18 protein-coding genes and 1 tRNA gene are annotated in these 20,547 nt (G+C 64.8%); 7 read left to right on the plus strand and 12 right to left on the minus strand.

Going from position 1 to position 20,547, the window contains the following annotated elements; translation table 11 throughout:
* Positions 1-58: 58 nt before the first annotated feature.
* Positions 59-400: an antibiotic biosynthesis monooxygenase family protein gene (locus LZ585_RS11750; RefSeq protein WP_234853747.1), complete on the minus strand. Its 342-nt coding sequence runs from the start codon at positions 398-400 to the stop codon at positions 59-61.
* 121 nt (positions 401-521) lie between these two features.
* Here LZ585_RS11750 and LZ585_RS11755 point away from each other — a divergent pair, with 121 nt between their 5' ends.
* Positions 522-1,562 (plus strand): dipeptidase, encoded by a 1,041-nt coding sequence (locus tag LZ585_RS11755; protein WP_234853748.1) that lies wholly within the window; start codon positions 522-524, stop codon positions 1,560-1,562.
* Between the two features lie 73 nt (positions 1,563-1,635).
* Here LZ585_RS11755 and LZ585_RS11760 read toward each other — a convergent pair whose 3' ends face one another.
* Both LZ585_RS11760 and hemA read right to left on the minus strand, forming a co-directional pair.
* Positions 1,636-2,907, minus strand: a complete 1,272-nt coding sequence (locus LZ585_RS11760) for a helix-turn-helix domain-containing protein (protein WP_234853749.1) — start codon at positions 2,905-2,907, stop codon at positions 1,636-1,638.
* A 110-nt stretch (positions 2,908-3,017) separates the two neighbouring features.
* A complete protein-coding gene (gene hemA / locus LZ585_RS11765) occupies positions 3,018-4,247 on the minus strand; it encodes a 5-aminolevulinate synthase (protein ID WP_234853750.1) in 1,230 nt (409 codons plus the stop codon).
* A gap of 165 nt (positions 4,248-4,412) precedes the next feature.
* On the opposite strand from hemA, the gene LZ585_RS11770 reads away from it, so the two are divergent.
* The gene (locus tag LZ585_RS11770) at positions 4,413-5,798 is read left to right on the plus strand and encodes a M20/M25/M40 family metallo-hydrolase (protein ID WP_234853751.1); all 1,386 of its coding nucleotides are present in this window, start codon (positions 4,413-4,415) and stop codon (positions 5,796-5,798) included.
* Positions 5,799-5,882: 84 nt separating this feature from the next.
* Here LZ585_RS11770 and LZ585_RS11775 read toward each other — a convergent pair whose 3' ends face one another.
* The gene (locus LZ585_RS11775; RefSeq protein ID WP_234853752.1) at positions 5,883-6,503 is read right to left on the minus strand and encodes a transglycosylase SLT domain-containing protein; all 621 of its coding nucleotides are present in this window, start codon (positions 6,501-6,503) and stop codon (positions 5,883-5,885) included.
* 302 nt (positions 6,504-6,805) lie between these two features.
* Here LZ585_RS11775 and gatB point away from each other — a divergent pair, with 302 nt between their 5' ends.
* Positions 6,806-8,320 carry an Asp-tRNA(Asn)/Glu-tRNA(Gln) amidotransferase subunit GatB gene (gene gatB, locus LZ585_RS11780; protein WP_234853753.1) on the plus strand — a complete coding sequence of 505 codons (1,515 nt, stop codon included), beginning with the start codon at positions 6,806-6,808 and terminating at the stop codon, positions 8,318-8,320.
* 36 nt (positions 8,321-8,356) lie between these two features.
* Positions 8,357-8,797 carry a DUF4177 domain-containing protein gene (locus LZ585_RS11785; protein ID WP_234853754.1) on the plus strand — a complete coding sequence of 147 codons (441 nt, stop codon included), beginning with the start codon at positions 8,357-8,359 and terminating at the stop codon, positions 8,795-8,797.
* Between the two features lie 4 nt (positions 8,798-8,801).
* Here the strand turns inward: LZ585_RS11785 and LZ585_RS11790 are convergent, their stop codons facing one another.
* From LZ585_RS11790 to LZ585_RS11825, 8 genes are all read right to left on the minus strand, one after another.
* Positions 8,802-9,596, minus strand: coding sequence for a class II glutamine amidotransferase (locus LZ585_RS11790; RefSeq protein WP_234853755.1), 795 nt, complete (start codon positions 9,594-9,596; stop codon positions 8,802-8,804).
* A gap of 60 nt (positions 9,597-9,656) precedes the next feature.
* Positions 9,657-9,956, minus strand: coding sequence for a DUF1330 domain-containing protein (locus LZ585_RS11795; protein WP_234853756.1), 300 nt, complete (start codon positions 9,954-9,956; stop codon positions 9,657-9,659).
* Positions 9,953-12,610, minus strand: a complete 2,658-nt coding sequence (gene alaS, locus LZ585_RS11800; RefSeq protein WP_234853757.1) for an alanine--tRNA ligase — start codon at positions 12,608-12,610, stop codon at positions 9,953-9,955. Before alaS ends, LZ585_RS11795 begins: the two co-directional genes overlap by 4 nt.
* Before the next feature lie 177 nt (positions 12,611-12,787).
* The gene (gene recA / locus LZ585_RS11805; RefSeq protein WP_234853758.1) at positions 12,788-13,858 is read right to left on the minus strand and encodes a recombinase RecA; all 1,071 of its coding nucleotides are present in this window, start codon (positions 13,856-13,858) and stop codon (positions 12,788-12,790) included.
* A 168-nt stretch (positions 13,859-14,026) separates the two neighbouring features.
* Positions 14,027-16,111: a hybrid sensor histidine kinase/response regulator gene (locus LZ585_RS11810; RefSeq protein WP_234853759.1), complete on the minus strand. Its 2,085-nt coding sequence runs from the start codon at positions 16,109-16,111 to the stop codon at positions 14,027-14,029.
* An 80-nt stretch (positions 16,112-16,191) separates the two neighbouring features.
* Positions 16,192-17,334: an RsmB/NOP family class I SAM-dependent RNA methyltransferase gene (locus tag LZ585_RS11815; protein ID WP_234853760.1), complete on the minus strand. Its 1,143-nt coding sequence runs from the start codon at positions 17,332-17,334 to the stop codon at positions 16,192-16,194.
* The gene (locus tag LZ585_RS11820) at positions 17,331-18,500 is read right to left on the minus strand and encodes a nucleotide sugar dehydrogenase (protein ID WP_234853761.1); all 1,170 of its coding nucleotides are present in this window, start codon (positions 18,498-18,500) and stop codon (positions 17,331-17,333) included. Before LZ585_RS11820 ends, LZ585_RS11815 begins: the two co-directional genes overlap by 4 nt.
* A gap of 59 nt (positions 18,501-18,559) precedes the next feature.
* A tRNA-Leu gene (locus LZ585_RS11825) sits at positions 18,560-18,646 on the minus strand.
* Positions 18,647-18,749: 103 nt separating this feature from the next.
* Between LZ585_RS11825 and lipB the strand changes: the two genes are divergently transcribed.
* From lipB to LZ585_RS11840, 3 genes are all read left to right on the plus strand, one after another.
* Complete coding sequence (lipB, locus tag LZ585_RS11830; RefSeq protein ID WP_234853762.1) at positions 18,750-19,394, plus strand: lipoyl(octanoyl) transferase LipB; 645 nt, start codon at positions 18,750-18,752, stop codon at positions 19,392-19,394.
* Positions 19,395-19,499: 105 nt separating this feature from the next.
* Positions 19,500-19,928, plus strand: a complete 429-nt coding sequence (locus tag LZ585_RS11835) for a c-type cytochrome (RefSeq protein ID WP_234853763.1) — start codon at positions 19,500-19,502, stop codon at positions 19,926-19,928.
* A 148-nt stretch (positions 19,929-20,076) separates the two neighbouring features.
* Positions 20,077-20,514: a universal stress protein gene (locus LZ585_RS11840; RefSeq protein ID WP_234853764.1), complete on the plus strand. Its 438-nt coding sequence runs from the start codon at positions 20,077-20,079 to the stop codon at positions 20,512-20,514.
* The last annotated feature ends 33 nt before the right edge of the window (positions 20,515-20,547 follow it).

Here is a 20,547-nt window from a genome sequence, read left to right on the forward strand (position 1 = left end):
TCCCTCCTGCCGGTTGACGCATGGGCACGGTAGCGGGCAGGCCGCGCGATTGCACGGTCTATTTCGCGGTTGCAGCATCGTTGTTAAAGACGGCCTGCACCTCGTACATCACCGGCTCGAAGCTTTTGCACATGCTGTTGATGTCGCGGTTCCGCCGCCGCATTTCCTCGTGGCGCAGCATGGCCTGGTAATCCTTGCGGTCGCGCCACTGGGAATAGGTGGCGATCCGGGTCTGCGCGTCGTTCAGGTGAATCGCGCCCGACACGAAGCCCGGCTGGCGGCGGATCACCTGGTCCCAGGCATCGGTCAGCAGATCCAGCACGTCATGGGCGCTGCCAGGCGTCACCTCGAAGGTGGTGATGACGGTCTGGCCGTCGAAATCGCGGCGGATGTCGGGCATGGCTGGCGTCTCCTTTGCTTGCCGGGGCCAGCCTAATGCCGAATCGCGGCAGAGGCCAAGCGCAGCCATTGCCGCCCGCGCCGGGATGTGCATGGTCGGGGCACGATCCAAGGAGAAGCGGATGATTCCGGTATTCGACGGCCATAACGATTTCCTGCAACGCGTCGTGGCGGGCGGCACTGACATCTGGCTGAAAGGCGACGGCACCGGCCATCTGGACCTGCCGCGCGCCCGGGCTGGCGGCCTGGTGGGCGGCTTCTTCGCGATCTGGATCCCTGCGCCCCAGGGACCAAACGATGCCGCCGCCGCGGCATTGATGGAAAACCCGCCCTTTGCCATGCCCCTGCCGGATGAAATTCCCTTTGCCCAGGCCCTGCCCCATGCCTTCGCCCAGGCCACGGCGCTCAAGGCGCTTGAGCGGACGGGAACGCTGGACATCGTGACCTCGGCCAGCGGCCTGCGCCGGGCTGTCGCCGCAGGCCGCATTGCCGCGATCATGCATATGGAGGGGGCCGAGGCGATCCCCGACATGGACGCCCTGCACCTGTGGCACGCAGCGGGGCTGCGGTCGCTGGGGCCGGTCTGGTCGCGCCCCACCGCCTATGGCCATGGCGTGCCCTTTGCCTTTCCGTCCTTGCCCGATACCGGGAACGGGCTGACTGGTTCGGGCCGGGCCTTGGTCCGCGAATGCAACAGCCTGCGGATCATGCTGGATGTGTCGCATCTGAACGAAGCCGGGTTCAACGACGTGGCCTCCCTGTCGGATGCGCCCCTGGTCGCCAGCCACAGTTGTGTCCACGCCATCAGCGAAAGCAGCCGGAACCTGACCGACCGGCAGTTGCGCACCATTGCCGACAGCCAGGGCCTTGTGGGCCTGAACTTCGCCTCCAGCTTTCTGCGCGCCGATGGCCGCCGCCTGCCGCTGGAAGGCTTTGACACCATGCTGCGGCATCTGGATCACCTGCTGGATATCCTGGGAGAGGATGGCGTGGCGCTCGGGTCCGATTTCGACGGCGCCCTGATGCCGCGCGATCTGCCCGATGCCGCCGCCCTTCCCGCACTGATCGGCGCGATGGAGGCGCATGGCTACGGCAGCACCCTGATCCGCAAGATCGCCAGCGAAAACTGGATCGGCGTGCTGAAACGCACCTGGGGGGAATGATCCCCGTTCATCTTGGTCCAAATATCCCACAGGGGGCCTGGGGGACGTGAAGTCCCCCAGCATTCGCGCGACGCTATTCGGTCACAGTCACAGGCGCGTCGGGGGCGGGTGCCGCCTGCGCGACCGACACGATCTGCGCCAGTTCGGGATCGGCGTTCAGATCGGCCAGGGCAAAGCTGCCGGTCACGTCATCCGGGGATAGCTTGATATTCTTGACGACCTGAGGACCGGGGGCGGCAGGGCCATAAGTCTGGCCGTTCACGGCGAAATAGACTGCGCCTGAATTGCCCGTGCGCAGCAGCGGCGGTTCCTCCAGCGCCGGCAGGGTAAAGCGCTCCCCGGCGTCCATGATCTTTTCCAGAAGAACCGTTCCGTCGGCCGATGTCACGCGCACCCAGGCAGGCCGGGCGGCCAGCAGTTCCAAGGCGGGCGCGTCCGGCGCCACGGTGATCGCGGCCGCGGCCTGTTCCGGGAGGGGGGGTCCGAATTCGGCAGCCCCCGCCTCGGCCAATGCGCGCTGAATGGCGGTTCCAGCATCGGGGGGGCCCTGGTCCGCGGCCATGTCCTGGGCTGCGGGCACCTGCGTCAGGCCGGGGTCGATGGCGGCAATCGGACCATCGCGCGCGGTCAAGACCGGCGCTTCCAGAATCTGCGGGCGATACAGCCTGTCCAACCCCTCGGGTTGAGGCAGGGCCTGAGCCAGATCGGTGGTGTCGGACAGATCCAGGGCCGGTTCGGCCATGCCCGTCCCCTCGACCGGATCCAGGGCGGTGACGACGCCAGGCGCGTTTTCGCCCGGGGCCAGGGTGACACGCTGAACCTCTTGCAACAGGGACCAGCCGCCATAGCCCAAGCCGCAGACCAGGGCGATCAGCACCAGGACGGCGCCGATGGCACGGGGTTCGATGTCGGACCAGAAGCTTTCCTGCTGCGGAATGAACAGCGCCTTGGGATTGGCCAGGGCCTCGACGGGGTCGGACGGCTTGCGCGCAGGTTTTGGCCCGGCGGCGGTGGGCGCCATGCCATGCGTGGGCTGGAAACCGGATTCCAGGCAGAACCGGCGAAAGGTCCAGTCAGGGTCCATGTTCAGATAGCGCGCATAGGACCGGACATAGCCCGCCACGAAGCTGGGCGTGTCGAATGCGGTGATGTCGCAATTCTCAATCGCGGCAACATAGGATGCACGGATGCGCAATTCACGCTGCACGTCCAGCAGGGACTTGCCCAGGGTCGCCCGTTCGCCCCGCAGGATATCGCCAAGGCGCGTGTCGTCGTCGAGGAAATGGCCCACTTCCCCCACCTGCACATTCTCCTCTGCCGGGTAATCAGCCCGCAGCCTGCTCATGTCTTGCCTGCCTCATCGCCCGATGCCGGTAACGTCCGAATCAGACGTTACCTTTTGTTCTTTAACGCGAGCTTATCACGCAGGCGAGAGCAGTTCACCCGCCGAATGAATCAGGCGCTCATTTCCTGGCGGTTGAGTGCGCAATGTGACCACAACTTATCCATGGCCTTGACCAGATGGTCGATCTGGCGGGGCGCATGGACCGGCGACGGGGTAAAGCGCAACCGTTCCGTGCCGCGCGGAACGGTCGGGAAGTTGATCGGCTGGACATAGATGCCATAGTCGCGCAGCAGCATGTCCGACAGCATCTTGCAGTGGACCGGATGGCCGACATGGACCGGCACGATATGGCTGCCATGGTCGATGATGGGCATCCCCAGCGATTTCAGCCGCATCTTCAGGATCCGGGCGTGCAATTGCTGCGCATCGCGCAGATGCTGGCCTTCCGGGCCCTTCAGCAGTGCGATCGAGGCCGCGGCCCCCGCAGCCACCGCCGGCGGCAGCGAGGTGGTGAAGATGAAGCCCGGCGCATAGGACCGGATCGCGTCCATCATCTTGGCTGTGCCCGCGATATAGCCGCCGAAGACGCCAAAGGCCTTGCCCAGCGTGCCGTTGAAGATTGTGATGCGGTCCATCAGCCCGTCGCGCTCGGCCACGCCGGCGCCGCGCGGGCCATACATGCCCACCGCATGGACCTCGTCCAGATAGGTCAGGGCGTTGAACTCGTCCGCGAGATCGCAGATCGCCTTGATTGGGCCGAAGTCACCGTCCATCGAATAGATCGATTCAAAGGCGATCAGCTTGGGCGCCGTAGGATCGTCGGCGGCCAGAAGCTGGCGCAGATGGGCCACATCATTGTGCCGGAAGATCCGCTTGGCGCCGTCAAACCGCTTGATCCCCTCGATCATCGACGCGTGGTTCAACTCGTCAGAATAGATGATCAGGCCGGGGAACAGCTTGCGCAGGGTGGACAGGGTGGCGTCATTGGCGATGTAGGCGCTGGAAAAGACAAGCGCGACTTCCTTGCCATGCAGGTCGGCCAGCTCTGCCTCCAGGCGCTTGTGATAGATGGTGGTCCCGGAAATGTTGCGCGTGCCGCCGGATCCTGCGCCAACGGCATCCAGGGCCTCGTGCATCGCCTCCAGCACCGCCGGATGCTGGCCCATGCCCAAGTAATCGTTGCCGCACCAGACGGTGATGTCCTGCTTTTCCCCATCGGGGCGCGTCCACACGGCTTGGGGAAACTGGCCCTTCGTCCGCTCGATGTCGATGAAGGTGCGATAGCGGCCTTCCTCGTGCAGCCGACCGATAGCCTGGTCCAAGGCGGCATCGTAATTCATTGCGGGCGTTCCCTTGCATAGCTGGCTGGGGCAATCATTGTCAGATCGCGCGCGGTGTGACGTTGATATATGTCAAAGGGCGCGAATGACAGGTTAAAATTGTCGCAGGTCGACCAAAAGACCATCTGGAATGCTTATAAAACGACTCGGAAAACAGGGGACAGGATGTCACAGGATACCACATTGGACGCCGTTCTGCATAGGCTGGACCAGGGGCTTGATGCCGCCGTCGACCGGCTGGCAGCCTTTCTGAGCATCCCCTCGATCTCGACCGATCCGGCCCATGCAGGGGATGTGCGCAGGGCGGCAGAATGGCTGCGTGACGAACTGGCGGGGATCGGCTTTCAGGCATCGGTCCGCGACACGGCCGGGCATCCCATGGTGGTCGCCCGGTCGCAACCCGGCGGGGCGCGGCCCCTGCTGTTCTATGGCCATTACGACGTGCAGCCGGTCGATCCGCTGTCGCTGTGGGACCGCCCGCCGTTCGACCCGCAGATCGAGGATACGCCGGACGGCAAGGTGATCCGGGCGCGCGGGGCATCCGACGACAAGGGCCAGCTGATGACCTTTGTCGAGGCGTTCCGGGCCTGGCGCGAGGTCCATGGCGCCCTGCCTTCCGACCTCGTCCTGCTGTTCGAGGGCGAGGAGGAATCCGGCTCGCCTTCCCTGCGGCCCTTCCTGCGCGACAATGCCGATGAATTGCGCGCATCGCTCGCGATGATCTGCGACACCGAACTGTTCGGCGGGACGCGCCCTGCCATTGTTACGCAACTGCGCGGCCTGGTGGGCGAGGAAGTCATCATCCGTGCCGCGGATCGCGACCTGCATTCCGGCCTGTTCGGCGGACTGGCGGCCAATCCGATCATGGTCCTGACGCAGGCGCTTGCGGCGCTGAAGGATGCCGATGGCCGTGTCACCCTGCCCGGCTTCTACGACGGGGTCGAAGACCTTTCGGATGACTTGCGCCGCGACTGGGAATCGTTGGGTTTCGACGCAGGCGCCATGCTGGGCCGGGTGGGCCTGTCCCATCCCGTCGGCGAACAGGGCCGGATGCCGGTGGAAATGGCCTGGAACCGTCCCACCGCGGAAATCAACGGCATCACCGGCGGCTATACCGGCGACGGCTTCAAGACCGTGCTTCCGGCCCAGGCGCGCGCCAAGGTCAGCTTTCGCCTGACCGGGCAGCAGGATCCGGCAAAGGTGCGCGCGGCCTTTCGCGACCATGTGCAGGGCTTCCTACCGCCCGATTGCAGCGTGGAGTTCCACGAACACGGCGCCAGCCCGGCTTCCGTCATGGATACTTCGGACCCCGCCTTCGCTGCGGCACGGCAAGCCCTGGGCGAGGAATGGAGTCAGGACGCGGCCTTTATCGGCAGCGGCGGGTCGATCCCGATCGCGGGGGATTTCAAGACGATCCTGGGCATGGATTCGATGCTGATCGGATTTGCCTGCGACGACGACCGCATCCATTCCCCGAACGAGAAATACGACATCCGCAGCTTTGCCAAGGGCGCGCGATCCTGGGCGCGCATCATTGCCGCGTTGCGATAAGCGAAAAGGCAGGACACGGATCCCGCCTTCTTCTTCATCCAAATATCCTGGGGTGAGGTCCGAAGGACCGAGGGGCAAAGCCCCTTAGGCCTTTGGTTGGCAATAGCTTTGGCTGCTGGTCCAGGCCGCGATATCCGCGCGCTTGGTGGCGTTGCGCAAGGGCGCCCAGTCCCGCGCGATGCCGCGCCAGCCGCTGCCGTCATGGGCAACGGCATTGTCCCGCGCCACCTGCCGCGACATGATCTTGACCGCGCAGGACATATTGTCGCCGCCGTTCTTGATGTTGCCGTTGCAATCGTAATTCCGCCAGGTCGCCGGCGCGATCTGCATCAGGCCCAGCCACTTGCCACCGCCGCCGCTGGCCTGCGGATTATAGGTGCTTTCATGCTTGGCCACTGCCGACAGCAGCCCGGCCCAAAAGGCCTTGCGCCCTGTGGTGTTCAGTTCGGCGTAATTGGGGCAGAAGGCGTCGATATCGCCCGGAACGCGCGACAGGATCGTGACCCCTTCCCGATCCAGCGCCGACAGCGTTGCCTGTGTCCATTGGTCCGATCCGGCTGCCTGACCCCAACGCATCGGCGGCTTGCTGGCCAGCTGCATCTGCTGCGCCTCGGCTGCGGCCTTGCTTTCGGATTGCGGGGACAGGGTTGACTGGCACGCGGCCAGAAACGCCAGGGCGGCAAGGGGCACAAGCGCAGCGCGCATCAGATCCTCGTGGGATTGTTTCGTCGCCTATCCCCATAGTCCGACTGGGAAATTCTGCAAGAATGCAGCAAAATCATAGGCGGCATCACGCCAAAGGGCGGAATCCCCATGGTCGGAATTCCGCCGACAAGGCCAATTCATGCCCCGGCATTAACGATTCAAAGCCGCTTTTCTGTCAGCCTGGCGATTCGCCTGCCTCGGATGGGCGAACGATTTGCCCCCGCCGCCCCCGTGACATCACCCGCGCACTGACCTAAAAGACCCGCACCACCGAAAACCCGTCCGCCTATCCGAGGTTCCCGATGCTTGACCATCTTTCCTTCACCGCGCCCCGACCCAAGACCATCGCGGGGGCAAGGGGCGACTGGGAACTGGTCATCGGGCTGGAGGTCCACGCCCAGGTCGCGTCCAGGGCCAAGCTGTTTTCCGGCGCCTCGACGGCCTTCGGGTCCGAACCCAACAGCAACGTGGCTTTCGTCGATGCGGCCATGCCCGGGATGCTGCCGGTCATCAACGAATTCTGCGTGGCCCAGGCGGTGCGCACCGGGCTGGGGCTGAAGGCCGCGATCAACCTGCGCAGCGCCTTCGACCGCAAGAACTATTTCTATCCCGACCTGCCCCAAGGCTATCAGATCAGCCAGCTTTACCACCCCATCGTGGGCGAGGGAGAGGTGATCGTGGACATGGGACCGGGCGTCGCCCGCCGCGTGCGCATCGAACGCATCCACCTGGAACAGGACGCGGGCAAGTCGATCCACGACATGGACCCCACCATGTCCTTCGTGGACCTGAACCGCACGGGCGTGGCCCTGATGGAAATCGTGTCGCGTCCCGACATTCGTGGGCCTGAGGAAGCGGCGGCCTATGTCGCCAAGCTGCGCCAGATCATGCGCTATCTGGGCACCTGCGACGGCAATATGCAGAACGGCAACCTGCGCGCCGACGTGAACGTGTCGGTCTGCCCCCCCGGCGCCTATGAGCGTTACCAGGAAACCCAGGATTTCAGCCACCTGGGCACGCGCTGCGAGATCAAGAACATGAACTCGCTGCGCTTCATCCAAGCCGCCATCGAATACGAGGCCCGCCGCCAGATCGCCATCATCGAGGACGGCGGCACGGTCGTGCAGGAAACCCGCCTTTATGACCCCGACAAGGGCGAAACCCGGTCAATGCGGTCCAAGGAGGAAGCGCATGACTATCGCTATTTCCCCGACCCCGACCTGCTGCCCCTGGAAATCGAGCAGGCCTGGGTGGACAGTATCGCAGGCGCGATGCCGGAACTGCCGGATGAAAAGAAGGCCCGCTTCGTCCGCGACATGGGCCTGTCGGAATACGACGCGGGCGTTCTGACGGCCGAGGTCGAGAATGCCGATTACTTCGAGGCCGTGGCCCAGGGCCGCGACGGCAAGCAAGCCGCGAACTGGGTCATCAACGAATTGTTCGGCCGCCTGAACAAGGAAGGGCTGACGGTCGAAACCTCGCCCGTCACGGCCGACCAGCTGGGCGGCGTGATCGATCTGATCGCCAAGGGCGACATTTCGGGCAAGATCGCCAAGGACCTGTTCGAGATCCTGTGGTCCGAAGGCGGCGACCCGGCCCAGATCGTTGAATCGCGCGGGATGCGCCAGGTGACCGACCTGGGCGCCATCGAAAAAGCCGTGGACGACATCATCGCGGCCAACCCCGCCCAGGTCGAAAAGGCCCGCGCCAATCCCAAGCTTGCCGGCTGGTTCGTGGGCCAGGTGCTCAAGGCCACCGGCGGCAAGGCCAACCCCGCCGCCGTGAACGACCTTGTCGCCCGCAAACTGGGAATGTGACGGCCCATCCGTCGCCTGCATCAAAGGAACAGCGCCTTGAGCCATTTCGAATACCGCGTCATTCCCGCCCCCTCGCGTGGTGAAAAGGCCAAGGACGCGAAAACGCCCACGGACCGTTATTCGGTCGCTCTGACGGCTGAACTGAACCGGATGGCGCAGGACGGCTGGGAATATGTCCGTGCGGACGTGCTGCCGTCCGAGGAACGCAGCGGGCTGACCGGGCGCAGCACAGTGTATCACAACCTGTTGGTCTTCCGCCGCAATGCACCGGCCCCTGCGGCAGCGGCGCTGCCTGTCCGGCAGCCGCAGCCGGAATATGCCGCCGCCGCCTCTCCGGTGCGTGCGCCGGAACCCGTGCCGGTCCTGCCGCAAGCCGCAGCCCCGCAGCCCAGCGATCACTCCGCCGGCACCGGGGCTGGTCCTGAATCGGCCGAGGCGACGCCCCCTGCCCCGCGCCACGCGCCGTCGCAGGCCTGAGGGGTCAGGCGGCGCGGGACTGCAGGTGCGGCAGAAAAGGCTGAACCGTCACGCTGTCCCCGTCAAAGATGCAGAAACTGCCCGGCGGCACCTCGGTCCAGTCGTTCTCGTCCGTTTCCAGCGGCTCGGACACCACCGCGCGTCCGTTGCGGATCCGGGACCAGCGGTGGAACAGGCTGGGCGCGTGGTCGTCGCTGGCATGGCGGATCGCATAAAGCCGCTGGCCATCGGAAAAGGCGCAGGCCGCCCGCACGAAGGGGGCCCTGCCGCGCCGCATCGACAGATCGGTCAGCCGGGCCACCGCGCGTTCCATGGCACCCTTGGGATCACTGTCCAGCCCCTCGCCCAAGGCGATCAGGAACAGCGCCTCGCTGTCGGTGGCGCCCTTGCGATGGGGATAAAGATCGTCGGGGATCATCACGTCGGCATCGCGGCGGAACGCGTCATAGCCGCCAAATTGCCCGTTATGCATGAAGGACCAGCGGCCCGACACAAAAGGATGGCAGTTGTTGCGGCTGGTCGCCGTTCCGGTCGAGGCGCGGACATGGGCCATGAACAGCCCCGACCGGACCTGCGCCACCAGACTGTGCAGGTTCGGATCCGACCAGGCGGGCATCACGTCGCGGTAAAGCCCCGGCTCGGGCCGTTCGCCATACCAGGCCAGTCCGAAACCATCCGCATTGACCGGCGTCAGGCAGCGGCGCGCGCCCTGGCTTTGCCGGATCAGCGAATGATCCGGCAGGCTGACGATGTCTTCAAGAAAGATCGGTTGGCCCACATAGGCGGCCCAACGGCACATATCCTGTCCCTTCGTGTCTTGTTTCCGTCATGGATAGCACGAAAGGATGAAGAAAATAGCCTATTTCGCGGGCGGCGGCGTTTCCTCGACGATCACAAGGTCGCGTTCGGACGCGCCTTTGGCATGGGCCAGCGCCGCCTGGTATTCGCTGCTGTTATAGCAGGCAACGGCATCGTCAAAGCTGGGAAAGCGCGCGACCACGTTGCGCGGACGATCATGCCCTTCCATCTGCTGGTAACGCCCGCCGCGCGCCAGGAAAACCCCGCCATGTGCGGCGATGGCCGGACCCGCCGCCTGGGCATATTTCGCATAGGCTTCAGGATCCGTGACGGTCACATGGGCAATCCAAAGGGCAGTCATGCCGTTTCCTCCAGCAGTTTCTCGACCTGGGCGATGGCGTCTTCGGCAGCGGCCAGACTGGGCGCACCGCCCTGCGCGCGGTCGGGACGCCCGCCGCCGCCCTTGCCGCCAAGTGCCGCCGTCGCGGTTTGCACCAGCGTCACCGCGCTGATCCGGTCCACCAGATCAGCGGTCACGCCCGCCGCGACCGTGGCCTTGCCATCAGCCTCTGCCAGCACCAGAACCGCGCCGCTGCCCAGTTGCGACTTCATCTCGTCAACCAAGGCGCCCAGTTCCTTGCCGCCCACGCCCTCGACCCGGCGGCCGATGAACTTGACGCCGCCGATATCCTTGGCCGCCTGGGCCTGACCGCCGCCCATGGCAAGTTGGCGCTTCAGTTGCGCGACCTCGTTGGCAAGCGCCTTGCGTTCGTCCGCCAGCGCCTTGACGCGATTGACGACATCGCCCGCCTGCGCCTTGAGGAGCCCGGCAATTTCGGACAACTGGCTGTCGGAGGCGCGCAGATGCGCCAAGGCCGCCTGCCCGGTCAGCGCCTCGATCCGGCGGACGCCCGCACTGGATGCACTGTCGCCCAGCAAGGCCATGGCGCCGATATCGCCCGTTCGCGCGACATGGGTGCCGCCGCACAGTTCCAGCGAATAGGTGACGCCATCCGCGCCCTTGCCGCTGTCGGCAAGACTGCCCATCGACACGACCCGAACCTCGTCCCCGTATTTTTCGCCGAACAATGCCTGCGCACCCAGGGCGCGGGCATCGTCGGGGGTCATGATCCGGGTTTCGACCGCGCTGTTCTGGCGGATGAACTCGTTCACCTCGGCCTCGACCCGCGCCAGATCCTCGGGGGATACGGCGCTGTTGTGGCTGAAATCAAAGCGCAGCCGGTCCGGCGCGTTCAGGCTGCCGCGTTGGGCGACATGATCGCCAAGCGCGCGGCGCAGCGCCTCGTGCAGCAGATGCGTGGCTGAATGGTTGGCCCGGATGGCGCTGCGGCGGGTGTGATCCACGGACAGCGTGGCGCCCTGTCCGCGACTGATCGTGCCCAGCGTCACCTCAGCCACGTGCAGGAAGACGCCCGCGACCTTTTTCGTATCCGTCACGCGGGCCGCGCCGGTTTCCGTCTTGATCAGCCCGGTATCGCCAACCTGCCCGCCGCTTTCGGCATAGAAGGGCGACTGGTTCACGACGATCGACACGGACTGCCCTTCGGTCGCCTCGCCCCTGTCGGCACCATCAACCACGACGGCAAGGATCTGGCCCTCGGCCTCCTCGGTGTCATAGCCCAGGAATTCGGTCGCGCCGTGCTTTTCAGCCAGCTCGAACCAGATCGTGGCGTCCTTGGCTTCGCCCGAGCCGGACCATGCCGCGCGGGCCTTGGCCTTTTGCTCGGCCATGGCGGTGTCGAAACCCGCCGTATCGACCGCCCGCCCCTGCTCGCGCAGCGCGTCCTGGGTCAGGTCCAGCGGGAAGCCATAGGTATCATACAGCTTGAAGGCCGCCTCTCCGGGCAGGTTCGCCCCCTCGGGCAGGCGGGCCAGTTCGTCGTCCAGCAGCCGCAGCCCGCGATCCAGCGTTTGGCGGAAGCGGGCTTCCTCGCTGCGCAGGGTTTCCTCGATCAAGGCCTGCGCCCGGGTCAGTTCCGGGTAAGCCGTGCCCATCTGACGGACCAGGGCGGGCACCAGCTTGTGCATCACCGGATCCTGCGCGCCCAGCATATGCGCGTGCCGCATCGCCCGCCGCATGATCCGACGCAGAACGTAACCGCGCCCTTCGTTCGAAGGCATCACCCCGTCGGCGATCAGGAAGCTGGTGGACCGAAGGTGGTCGGCGATCACCCGATGATGGACCTTGCCAGGCCCGTCGGGGTCGTTGCTGGTGGCATGGGCCGATGCCTCGATCAGGCTGCGCATCAGGTCGGTGTCATAGTTGTCGTGCTTGCCCTGCAACAGCGCGCCGATCCGTTCAAGCCCCATGCCGGTGTCGATCGACTGCATGTCCAGCGCTCGCATCGAGCCGTCCTCGAACTGCTCGTTCTGCATGAAGACCAGGTTCCAGATCTCGATGAAGCGGTCACCGTCCTCATCTGCCGAACCCGGGGGGCCGCCCCAGATATGGTCGCCGTGGTCAAAGAAGATCTCGGTGCAGGGACCGCAGGGGCCGGTCGGACCCATCTGCCAGAAGTTGTCGCTGGTGGGGATGCGGATGATCCGGTCGTCGGTCAGGCCCGCGACCTTCTTCCAGATGTCCGCGGCCTCGTCATCGGTGTGATAGACAGTGACCAGCAGCTTGTCCTTAGGGATGCCGAAATCCTTGGTCAGCAATTCCCAGGCATAGGGGATCGCCTGTTCCTTGAAATAATCGCCAAAGCTGAAATTGCCCAGCATCTCGAAGAAGGTATGGTGCCGGGCGGTATAGCCCACATTGTCCAGGTCGTTGTGCTTGCCGCCCGCGCGGACGCATTTCTGGGCCGTGGTCGCACGCTTGTAATCGCGGGTTTCCACCCCGGTGAATAGGTTCTTGAACTGCACCATGCCCGAGTTGGTGAACATCAGCGTCGGATCGTTGCGCGGCACCAGGGGCGAGGAGTCGATCACGCGGTGGCCGTTGCCTTCGAAAAAGCCGAGGAACGTGGATCGGATGTCATTCAATGTGGGCATGGGGGCCTTCGCAATCTGGTGGCGGGTCGGACACGCCGGGCTGGCGAATGGTCTATAACCGGCAGGCCGCCCTGTCCAGCAATCGCCGCATGGCCTGGCGCGCCCGGCAAGGACCGGGAAAAAGAAAAACGCGCGGGCAATGCTGCCCGCGCGTCCCGTCTTGCCGGCGCCTGCCGATCACTCCTCGGTCAGGCTGTCGTCTTCGTTGCCTGCGACGGCGAATTCGAGGCCGTGGCTGGCGCGGATCTTGTCCTCGATCGCGGTGGCCTTTTCAGGGTTGTCGCGCAGGAACTGCTTGGCATTCTCGCGGCCCTGGCCGATGCGTTCGTCGCCATAGGAATACCAGGCGCCCGACTTCTCGACCACGCCGGCCTTGACGCCCAGATCGATAAGTTCGCCGACCTTGCTGATGCCTTCGCCATACATGATGTCGAATTCCACCTGCCGGAAGGGCGGCGCGACCTTGTTCTTGACGACCTTGACGCGGGTCGCGTTGCCGATCACCTCGTCCCGGTCCTTGACGGCGCCGGTGCGGCGGATGTCGAGGCGGACCGAGGCATAGAACTTCAGCGCGTTGCCGCCGGTCGTGGTTTCCGGGTTGCCGAACATCACGCCGATCTTCATGCGGATCTGGTTGATGAAGATCACCATGCAGTTCGACCGGCCGATGCTGGCGGTCAGCTTGCGCATTGCCTGGCTCATCAGGCGGGCCTGGCTGCCCATCTGCATATCGCCCATGTCGCCCTCGATTTCGGACTTGGGCGTCAGCGCCGCGACCGAATCGACCACCACCAGGCTGACCGCACCGGACCGCACCAGCGTATCCACGATCTCCAACGCCTGTTCGCCGGTATCGGGCTGGCTGATCAGCAGCTCATCCAGGTTCACGCCCAGCTTGCGGGCGTACAGCGGGTCAAGCGCATGTTCCGCGTCAACAAAGGCACAGACGCCGCCCTTCTTCTGTTCCTCGGCCACGACATGGAGCGTCAGCGTGGTCTTGCCCGAGCTTTCCGGGCCAAAGATTTCGATGATGCGACCCTTGGGCAGACCGCCGATGCCAAGCGCGATGTCCAGACCCAGAGAACCTGTCGAGGTCGCCTCGATCTCGGCCACCGGGTTGTCCTTGCCCAGCTTCATGATCGAGCCCTTGCCGAACTGCCGTTCGATCTGGGCCAGGGCGCTGTCGAGCGCCTTCTGCTTGTCCGCGCTGCGCTTGTCGTTCATGTCGAAAATGCTCGCCTGTGCCATATGGTCCTTACCGTTATTTCACAGCCAGGCCGACACAGCAATCTGCCGACCATGGGGGTTCATGTTCACTTCTTGTTCCTGGTCATAGATGCGTATCTCCCAAACGTTTTTCAAGCGTCATCCGTTGCCGGAAACCCGTTTTTTCGGGTCGGATCGCGTATTTCGGCATCATGCATCCAGCCTGGGAGGCGGGTCTTGCATCTGCCGGGCGACGATCTGGATCAACTCGTTCAAGGTAAAGGGTTTTGACAGAAAGGCCGCGTTCGGGATCGGGTCATGGCCTTCGCCGAAGATGTCCTCGGTATAACCGGACATGAAGACAACCCTGGTTCCAGGCCGGTCCTGCAAGGCGGCCCGCACCCAGCTTGGTCCGTCCATCCCCGGCATGACCACATCGGTGACGAAGATATCGACCGGCAATCCGCCGTTCAGCATGGCGAGGGCATCCTCGGCATTGGCGGCTTCGTGGACCTCGTATCCCTTCAAGCGCAGGGCGCGGGCGGCGAAGGCGCGAACCGGGGCCTCGTCCTCCACCAGAAGAACGCTGGCGCGCTGCACGGGCTGGGGCATCGCAACAGGGGCGGGCGCGGGGCGGGCGATCTGCTGCATTCCCGCCTGGGCCGGGAAATAAAGCGAAAAGCAGGTGCCCTTGCCCAGTTCGCTGTCGCAAAAGATATAGCCGCCGGTTTGCTTGACGATGCCATAGGCGGTGGAGAGGCCCAGTCCCGTTCCCTCGCCCACGCGCTTGGTGGTGAAGAACGGCTCGAAGATCTTGTCGCGAAGCGCCGGGTCGATGCCGCAGCCTTCGTCGGTGACGCGGATGCGCAGGTAATCGCCTTTCGGCAAGGATACCTTGTCGCGGGCCAGATCTCCGTTGATCGCCAAGACATCTGTCCTGATCTCGATATTGCCGCCCGCAGGCATGGCGTCGCGGGCATTCACGACAAGGTTCATGATGACCTGTTCCAATTGTCTCTTGTCGGCCCGGATCGGGCGCAGGGCGGAATCGTGGCTGATGGCCAAGGTGATCTTTTCGCCCACCAGGCGGTTCAGCAGATGGGTCAGTTCCGCCAGCACGTCGCGCGTATCCAGCGTTTCAAGCTGCAACTGCTGGCGGCGCGAAAAGGCCAGAAGCTGGCCCACCAGGGACGCCGCGCGGTTGGTGTTCTGGCCGATCTGGTCCAGATCCGCGTAATCGGGGTCGCCCTTGTCGTGACGCAGCATCAGAAGGTCGCAATGGCCCCGGATGGCGGTCAGCAGGTTGTTGAAGTCATGCGCGACGCCGCCCGCCAACTGGCCGATGGCCTGCATCTTCTGGCTTTGCACGAACTGCGCTTCCAGCGTCTTCAAGGCGCTTGCATCGTTCAGGACGGCGATAAGGCCGGGCTGTTCGACCGGATCCATGGCCAGCGTGACCTGGAAATGCTGTTCCTTGGCTGCGTCGTCGGGCGAGCGCAGGCGCAACACCTCGGCCCGGCCGTCGCTGCGCCGCGCGGCGTGGGTTTCGGCGATCCATTCCCCCGCCGGGCGGCCTGGGCCGTCCAGGATGCTGCCGATGTGAACGGGATCGGTCCCCAGGGGAAGGCTCGCCCCCAGCAGTCGCCGCGCCGCCGCATTCGCGCGGCGGATATAGCCGTTGGGCGCGATGCGCAGCAGGGCCACCGGGATCGCCTCGAAGTCGTCGGGGGTCTCGGTCTCCTCTTCGGCCAGGGGGACGGCGGCTTGGGCGCCGCGCCGGTGGTAGGACCAGACCTGCAAGGGCGCATCCTCGGCCCGGCTGAGGGTCAGCATATCGCCCGAGGCAAGCGCCAGGTCGGCGCAACCGACATAGCCTGCCCTGCGCACCAAGCCGTCCATGTCGTCCAGGGCATCGGCGCGCAATTGCGACACAAGCCGCAGGATATTCTGCCCGGCGATGTCGCCAAAGCCCGTGCGCGATGCGTCGTTCTGCATCATCACCTGGCCGTCGGCGTCGCAGATCCAGATCGGATCGGCGGCCTCGGCCACCTCGTGCCGGATGGCTGCCAGGGCGCGCCGCGCCGCCAGCCGGTCCAGCACATAGCCCAGAGAGATCACGCCCCCCAGGATATACCAGGCGACTGCGATGGTGCCGATGACAAGCGCCGCCAGTCCATAGCCGCTTTGCGGCAGGATCAGGGCAGCCACGGCCGCGACCACCACCGGCAGCATCAGCATCGGAAGCGCCACGGCCGCATTGCGAGAGACGGCGGATTGCGTTTCCCCGAATGTCATCCGTCTAGCCCCTTTCCAAGCCTCCAGGATGTTCGATACCGCCAAACCGCTTAACATAGCGTTAATGGCGCCCGCCCGATTCACACCCGTCCCATCAGCGAAAGGAAAAATCCGTCGCTGGCATCCAGGGGCGTCCACACCTGTCGCGAAACCTCGCGAAAGGCCGGATCCTGTTGCAGGAAGCCGGCAACCTGCCCGCCGTTTTCAGAATCGAAAAGCGAACAGGTCATATAGGCCAGATGCCCGCCTGGCCTGACAAGGGGCGCCACCTGACGCAGGATCCCGGCCTGCACCGCGACCAGATCGCGCAGTCCCGCCAGGGTCAGGCGCCATTTCGAATCGGGGGTGCGCCGCCAGGTTCCTGAACCGGAACAGGGCACATCGACAATGACCAGATCGAAGCTGCCCTTCGGGGCGGTCTCAACGCAGACCTTGGCCCCTGCCCGTTCCGCCCGTTGCGGCAAATCCCGCATCCGGGCCGGGTCGGCGTCATGGGCCACCAAGGTCAGCCCAGGCGCCCGCCCCGCGATGGCCAGCGTCTTGCCGCCGCCGCCCGCACAGTAATCCAGCACCCGCATTCCTGCCGCAACCGGCAAGGCGGCACAGGCCAGTTGCGGGGACAGATCCTGAAGTTCCACCAGACCGTCGCGATAAGCGCCGCTTTGCGACAGGCGGCGTTCATTGGCCGTGACCCGCAGGGCGGTAGGCAGGCGCGAATCAGGCGTCGCCAGGATGCCGTCCCGGGCAAGCGCGCCGATTGCCTGATCGGCATCGGCCTTGAGCGGGTTGACCCGCAGCCAGACGGGTGCGCGGTGGCGCATTCTGTCGGCAATGGCATCGGCCTGATCGCCCAGGGATTCGTCCCAAAGCGGACGGATCCAGCCAGGGATATCCGTGGCATCCTGCGCATCGCTCGGCTGGTCTTCGGGACGCAGGGACGCGGGTGCATGGCCTTGGCCCGTAAAGAACTCGGCCGGGTCCCGTCCTGCCGCGCGCAATCCGCCAATCATCAATCCCCGCCCGGTCAACCCTCCGCCAAGCGCCGCATGGCTGTCGCGGCAGCGCAGGGCGTCGAACACCAGGTCGCGCACCGCTGCCCGGTCCCCCGATCCCGCGAAGCGGCTGGCCCGCGACCACCGCAGCAGCGCCTGTTCCGCAGGCTGGCCCTCAAGAACCTGGTCCAGAACCCCGATCGCGGCAGAGATGCGGGCGGCTGGCGTCATATGTCGCGTTGCAAAAGATCGCGGGTGAACAGCTTGTCCGCGACATCGGCCAGATCGTCGTGGCGGCGGTTTGCGATGATCAGGTCCGATTTCGCCTTGAATGCCGCCAGATTGCGTTCGACGGGGGAATGGAAGAAGTGATCGTCCTCCAGGACGGGTTCATAGACGATGCAGGCGATACCCTTGGCCTTGATCCGCTTCATGATCCCCTGAATGGCGCTGTCACGGAAATTGTCGGACCCTTCCTTCATCACCAAACGATAGATGCCCACTGTCTGCGGGTTTCGGGCAATGATCTGGTCGGCGATGAAATCCTTGCGGGTGCGGTTCGAATCGACGATGGCCGCGATCAGGTTCTGCGGCACGGCCGAATAATTCGCCAGCAACTGCTTGGTATCCTTGGGCAGGCAGTATCCGCCATAGCCGAAGGACGGGTTGTTGTAGTAATCCCCCACGCGCGGATCCAGGCCCACCCCTTCGATGATGGAACGCGGATCCAGGCCGTTGGTCAGGGCATAGCTGTCCAGTTCGTTGAAATAAGCCACGCGCATCGCCAGGAAGGTGTTGGCGAACAGCTTGATCGCCTCGGCCTCGGTCGAGTTGGTGAGCAGCAGCGGCACGTCCCGGTCCAGCGCGCCCTGCGCCAGAAGCGCCGCAAACCGCCGTCCTGCCTCGCTCTGGTCGCCCACGACGATCCGGCTGGGATGAAGGTTGTCGTGCAGCGCCAGCCCTTCGCGCAGGAACTCGGGCGAGAAGATGATGCCCTGGAACCCGGTTTCCGCCCGCATCCGGTTGGTGAAGCCGACCGGTACCGTAGACTTGACGATGATCGGGGTGGCGGGGGCGTGCTTGCGGGCCAGGGCAATCACCGCCTCGACCGATGAGGTGTCGAAGCTGTTCGTCCGGGCGTCGTAATTCGTGGGCGTGGCGACGATCACGAAATCCGCGCCCGCCAAGGCGTGCTGCGGATCAGTGGTGGCGGACAGGTCCAGATCCCGTTCCGCGAAGAAGCGTGTGATCTCGGCGTCCTCGATGGGGCTTTTGCGGGCCTTGACGGCGGCCACACGGCTTTCGTCGATATCCAGGGCCACCACCGTCGAATGCTGCGCCAGCAGAACCGCATTCGACAAACCGACATAACCCAGGCCAACAACGGCAATCTTCATCGCATCCCTCGTTCGAAACGGGCAAAAGCCCGGTTTTCCTGGATGGATTCAAGGAAGGATGGTGCGGTCGAGAAGACTCGAACTTCCACTCCGGTTAAGGAACAGCGACCTCAACGCTGCGCGTCTACCAATTCCGCCACGACCGCATCCGGGCAGTGCGGCGGGTGATAGCCGAGGCGGGAAGGATTGAAAAGGGGGATTCTGACGGCTCGGCTTGACGCCGGGGGTGCGCCGGGCCAGACCGGCCGCATGGTGGAATGGATCACGGCGCAGGGCCTGACGAATTACGACGACACGGTCGCCTTCATGGAGGCGCGGGTCGCCGCGATTCACGAAGGCCAGGCAGAGGAGTTGATCTGGCTGGTCGAACATCCGCCGCTTTATACGGCCGGGACCAGCGCGCGGGACGGCGACCTGCTGGACGCGCGCTTTCCGGTTCATGTCGCCGGACGGGGCGGGCAATACACCTATCACGGGCCGGGACAGCGCATCGTCTATGTGATGCTGGACCTGAACCGGCGTGGGCGCGACGTGCGCGCCTTTGTCGCCCGGCTAGAGGCCTGGGTGATCGCCGCCCTGTCGGATTTCGGCGTCACGGGCGTGATCCGCGACGGGCGCGTGGGGGTCTGGGTGCCGCGCCCGGACAAGCCCCCCCTGCCCGATGGTAGCCCCCGCGACGACAAGATCGCGGCCATCGGAGTCAAGGTGCGCCGCTGGGTCAGCTTCCACGGCATCGCCATCAATGTGGAACCGGACCTGAGCCATTATTCGGGGATCGTTCCCTGCGGGATCAGCGGGCATGGCGTGACCAGCCTGGTCGATTTGGGCCTGCCCGTCGGCCTGGCCGATATGGATCTGGCGCTGCGCCGGAATTTCGATACGGTCTTCGGCTGACCGCCTGCAAACCGGATGCGACCTTCTGACGGGTGGCAATTGAACCGATCTGGCTTAAGTGAGTTGGTTGGGACTTCCAATTTCTTTGGAATAGCGAGGAACAGAATGAGATTTGCGATCATCGGCGCCCTGTTGGGTGCGACCCTAGCCATGCCCGCCCTGGCCCAGGATGCCGGCGATGCCACGGTCGGCGAAAAAGAATTCCGCAAGTGCAAGGCTTGTCACATGATCCAGTCGCCCGAGGGCGAGGATATCGTGAAGGGCGGCGCCACCGGACCGAACCTTTACGGGATCGTCGGGCGTCCGGCAGCGGCCCAGGAAGGCTACAAGTATTCCGAGGCGCTGGTCGCGCTGAAAGATGCGGGTGAAGTCTGGACGGTCGAGGATTTGGCGGCCTATGTCACCGACCCCAACAAATATGTCCAGGAAAAGACCGGGGACAGTTCGGCCCGCACGAAGATGACCTTCAAGCTGAACAAGAACCAGGCCGACATCGCGGCCTATCTGGCAAGCGCGTCGCCTGCGGCACAATAGCGCAGCCTTTCTGGAACTCGTGCCGGGCCGATCCCTTGGGTCGGCCCGTTTGATTTAAATCATACTTTCCCCGCCCTCCCTGTGGCAGCGTCCGCTGCGCAACCAGGCCCGTGCCGCTGTGGCGCGGCGCCGCGAGAGGAGGAACAACGTGTTCAAGCATATCCTGATCCCGACCGACGGGTCCGAACTGGCAACCCAAGCCGTTGACAAGGGGGTGGCCATGGCCGCCAGCGTGGGCGCGGCCGTGACGATCGTCACCGTGACCGAGCCGTTCCACATCCTCAGCGCCGACGCGATGCAGGTCGAAAGCACGCGGGCCAGCTATGACATCGACGCGGCGGCCTATGCGGACAGGATCCTGGCGGCTGCGCGGGACAAGGCTGCGGCTGCGGGCGTTCCGGTCGAAACCCATCACAAATGGCACGACAACCCCTATCAGGCGATCATCGACACCGCCCTGGAGGAAGGCTGCGACCTGATCGCCATGGCGTCCCATGGGCGGCGCGGGATGGCCGCGGTCGTGATGGGCAGCCAGGCCACCCGGATCCTGACGCATTCCAAGATCCCGGTTCTGGTTTATCGCTGAACCTTTCCTGCGGCCATTTGCCACCAAAAGCTG

Source organism: Paracoccus everestensis, from assembly GCF_021491915.1.
Classification (GTDB): Bacteria; Pseudomonadota; Alphaproteobacteria; order Rhodobacterales; family Rhodobacteraceae; genus Paracoccus; species Paracoccus everestensis.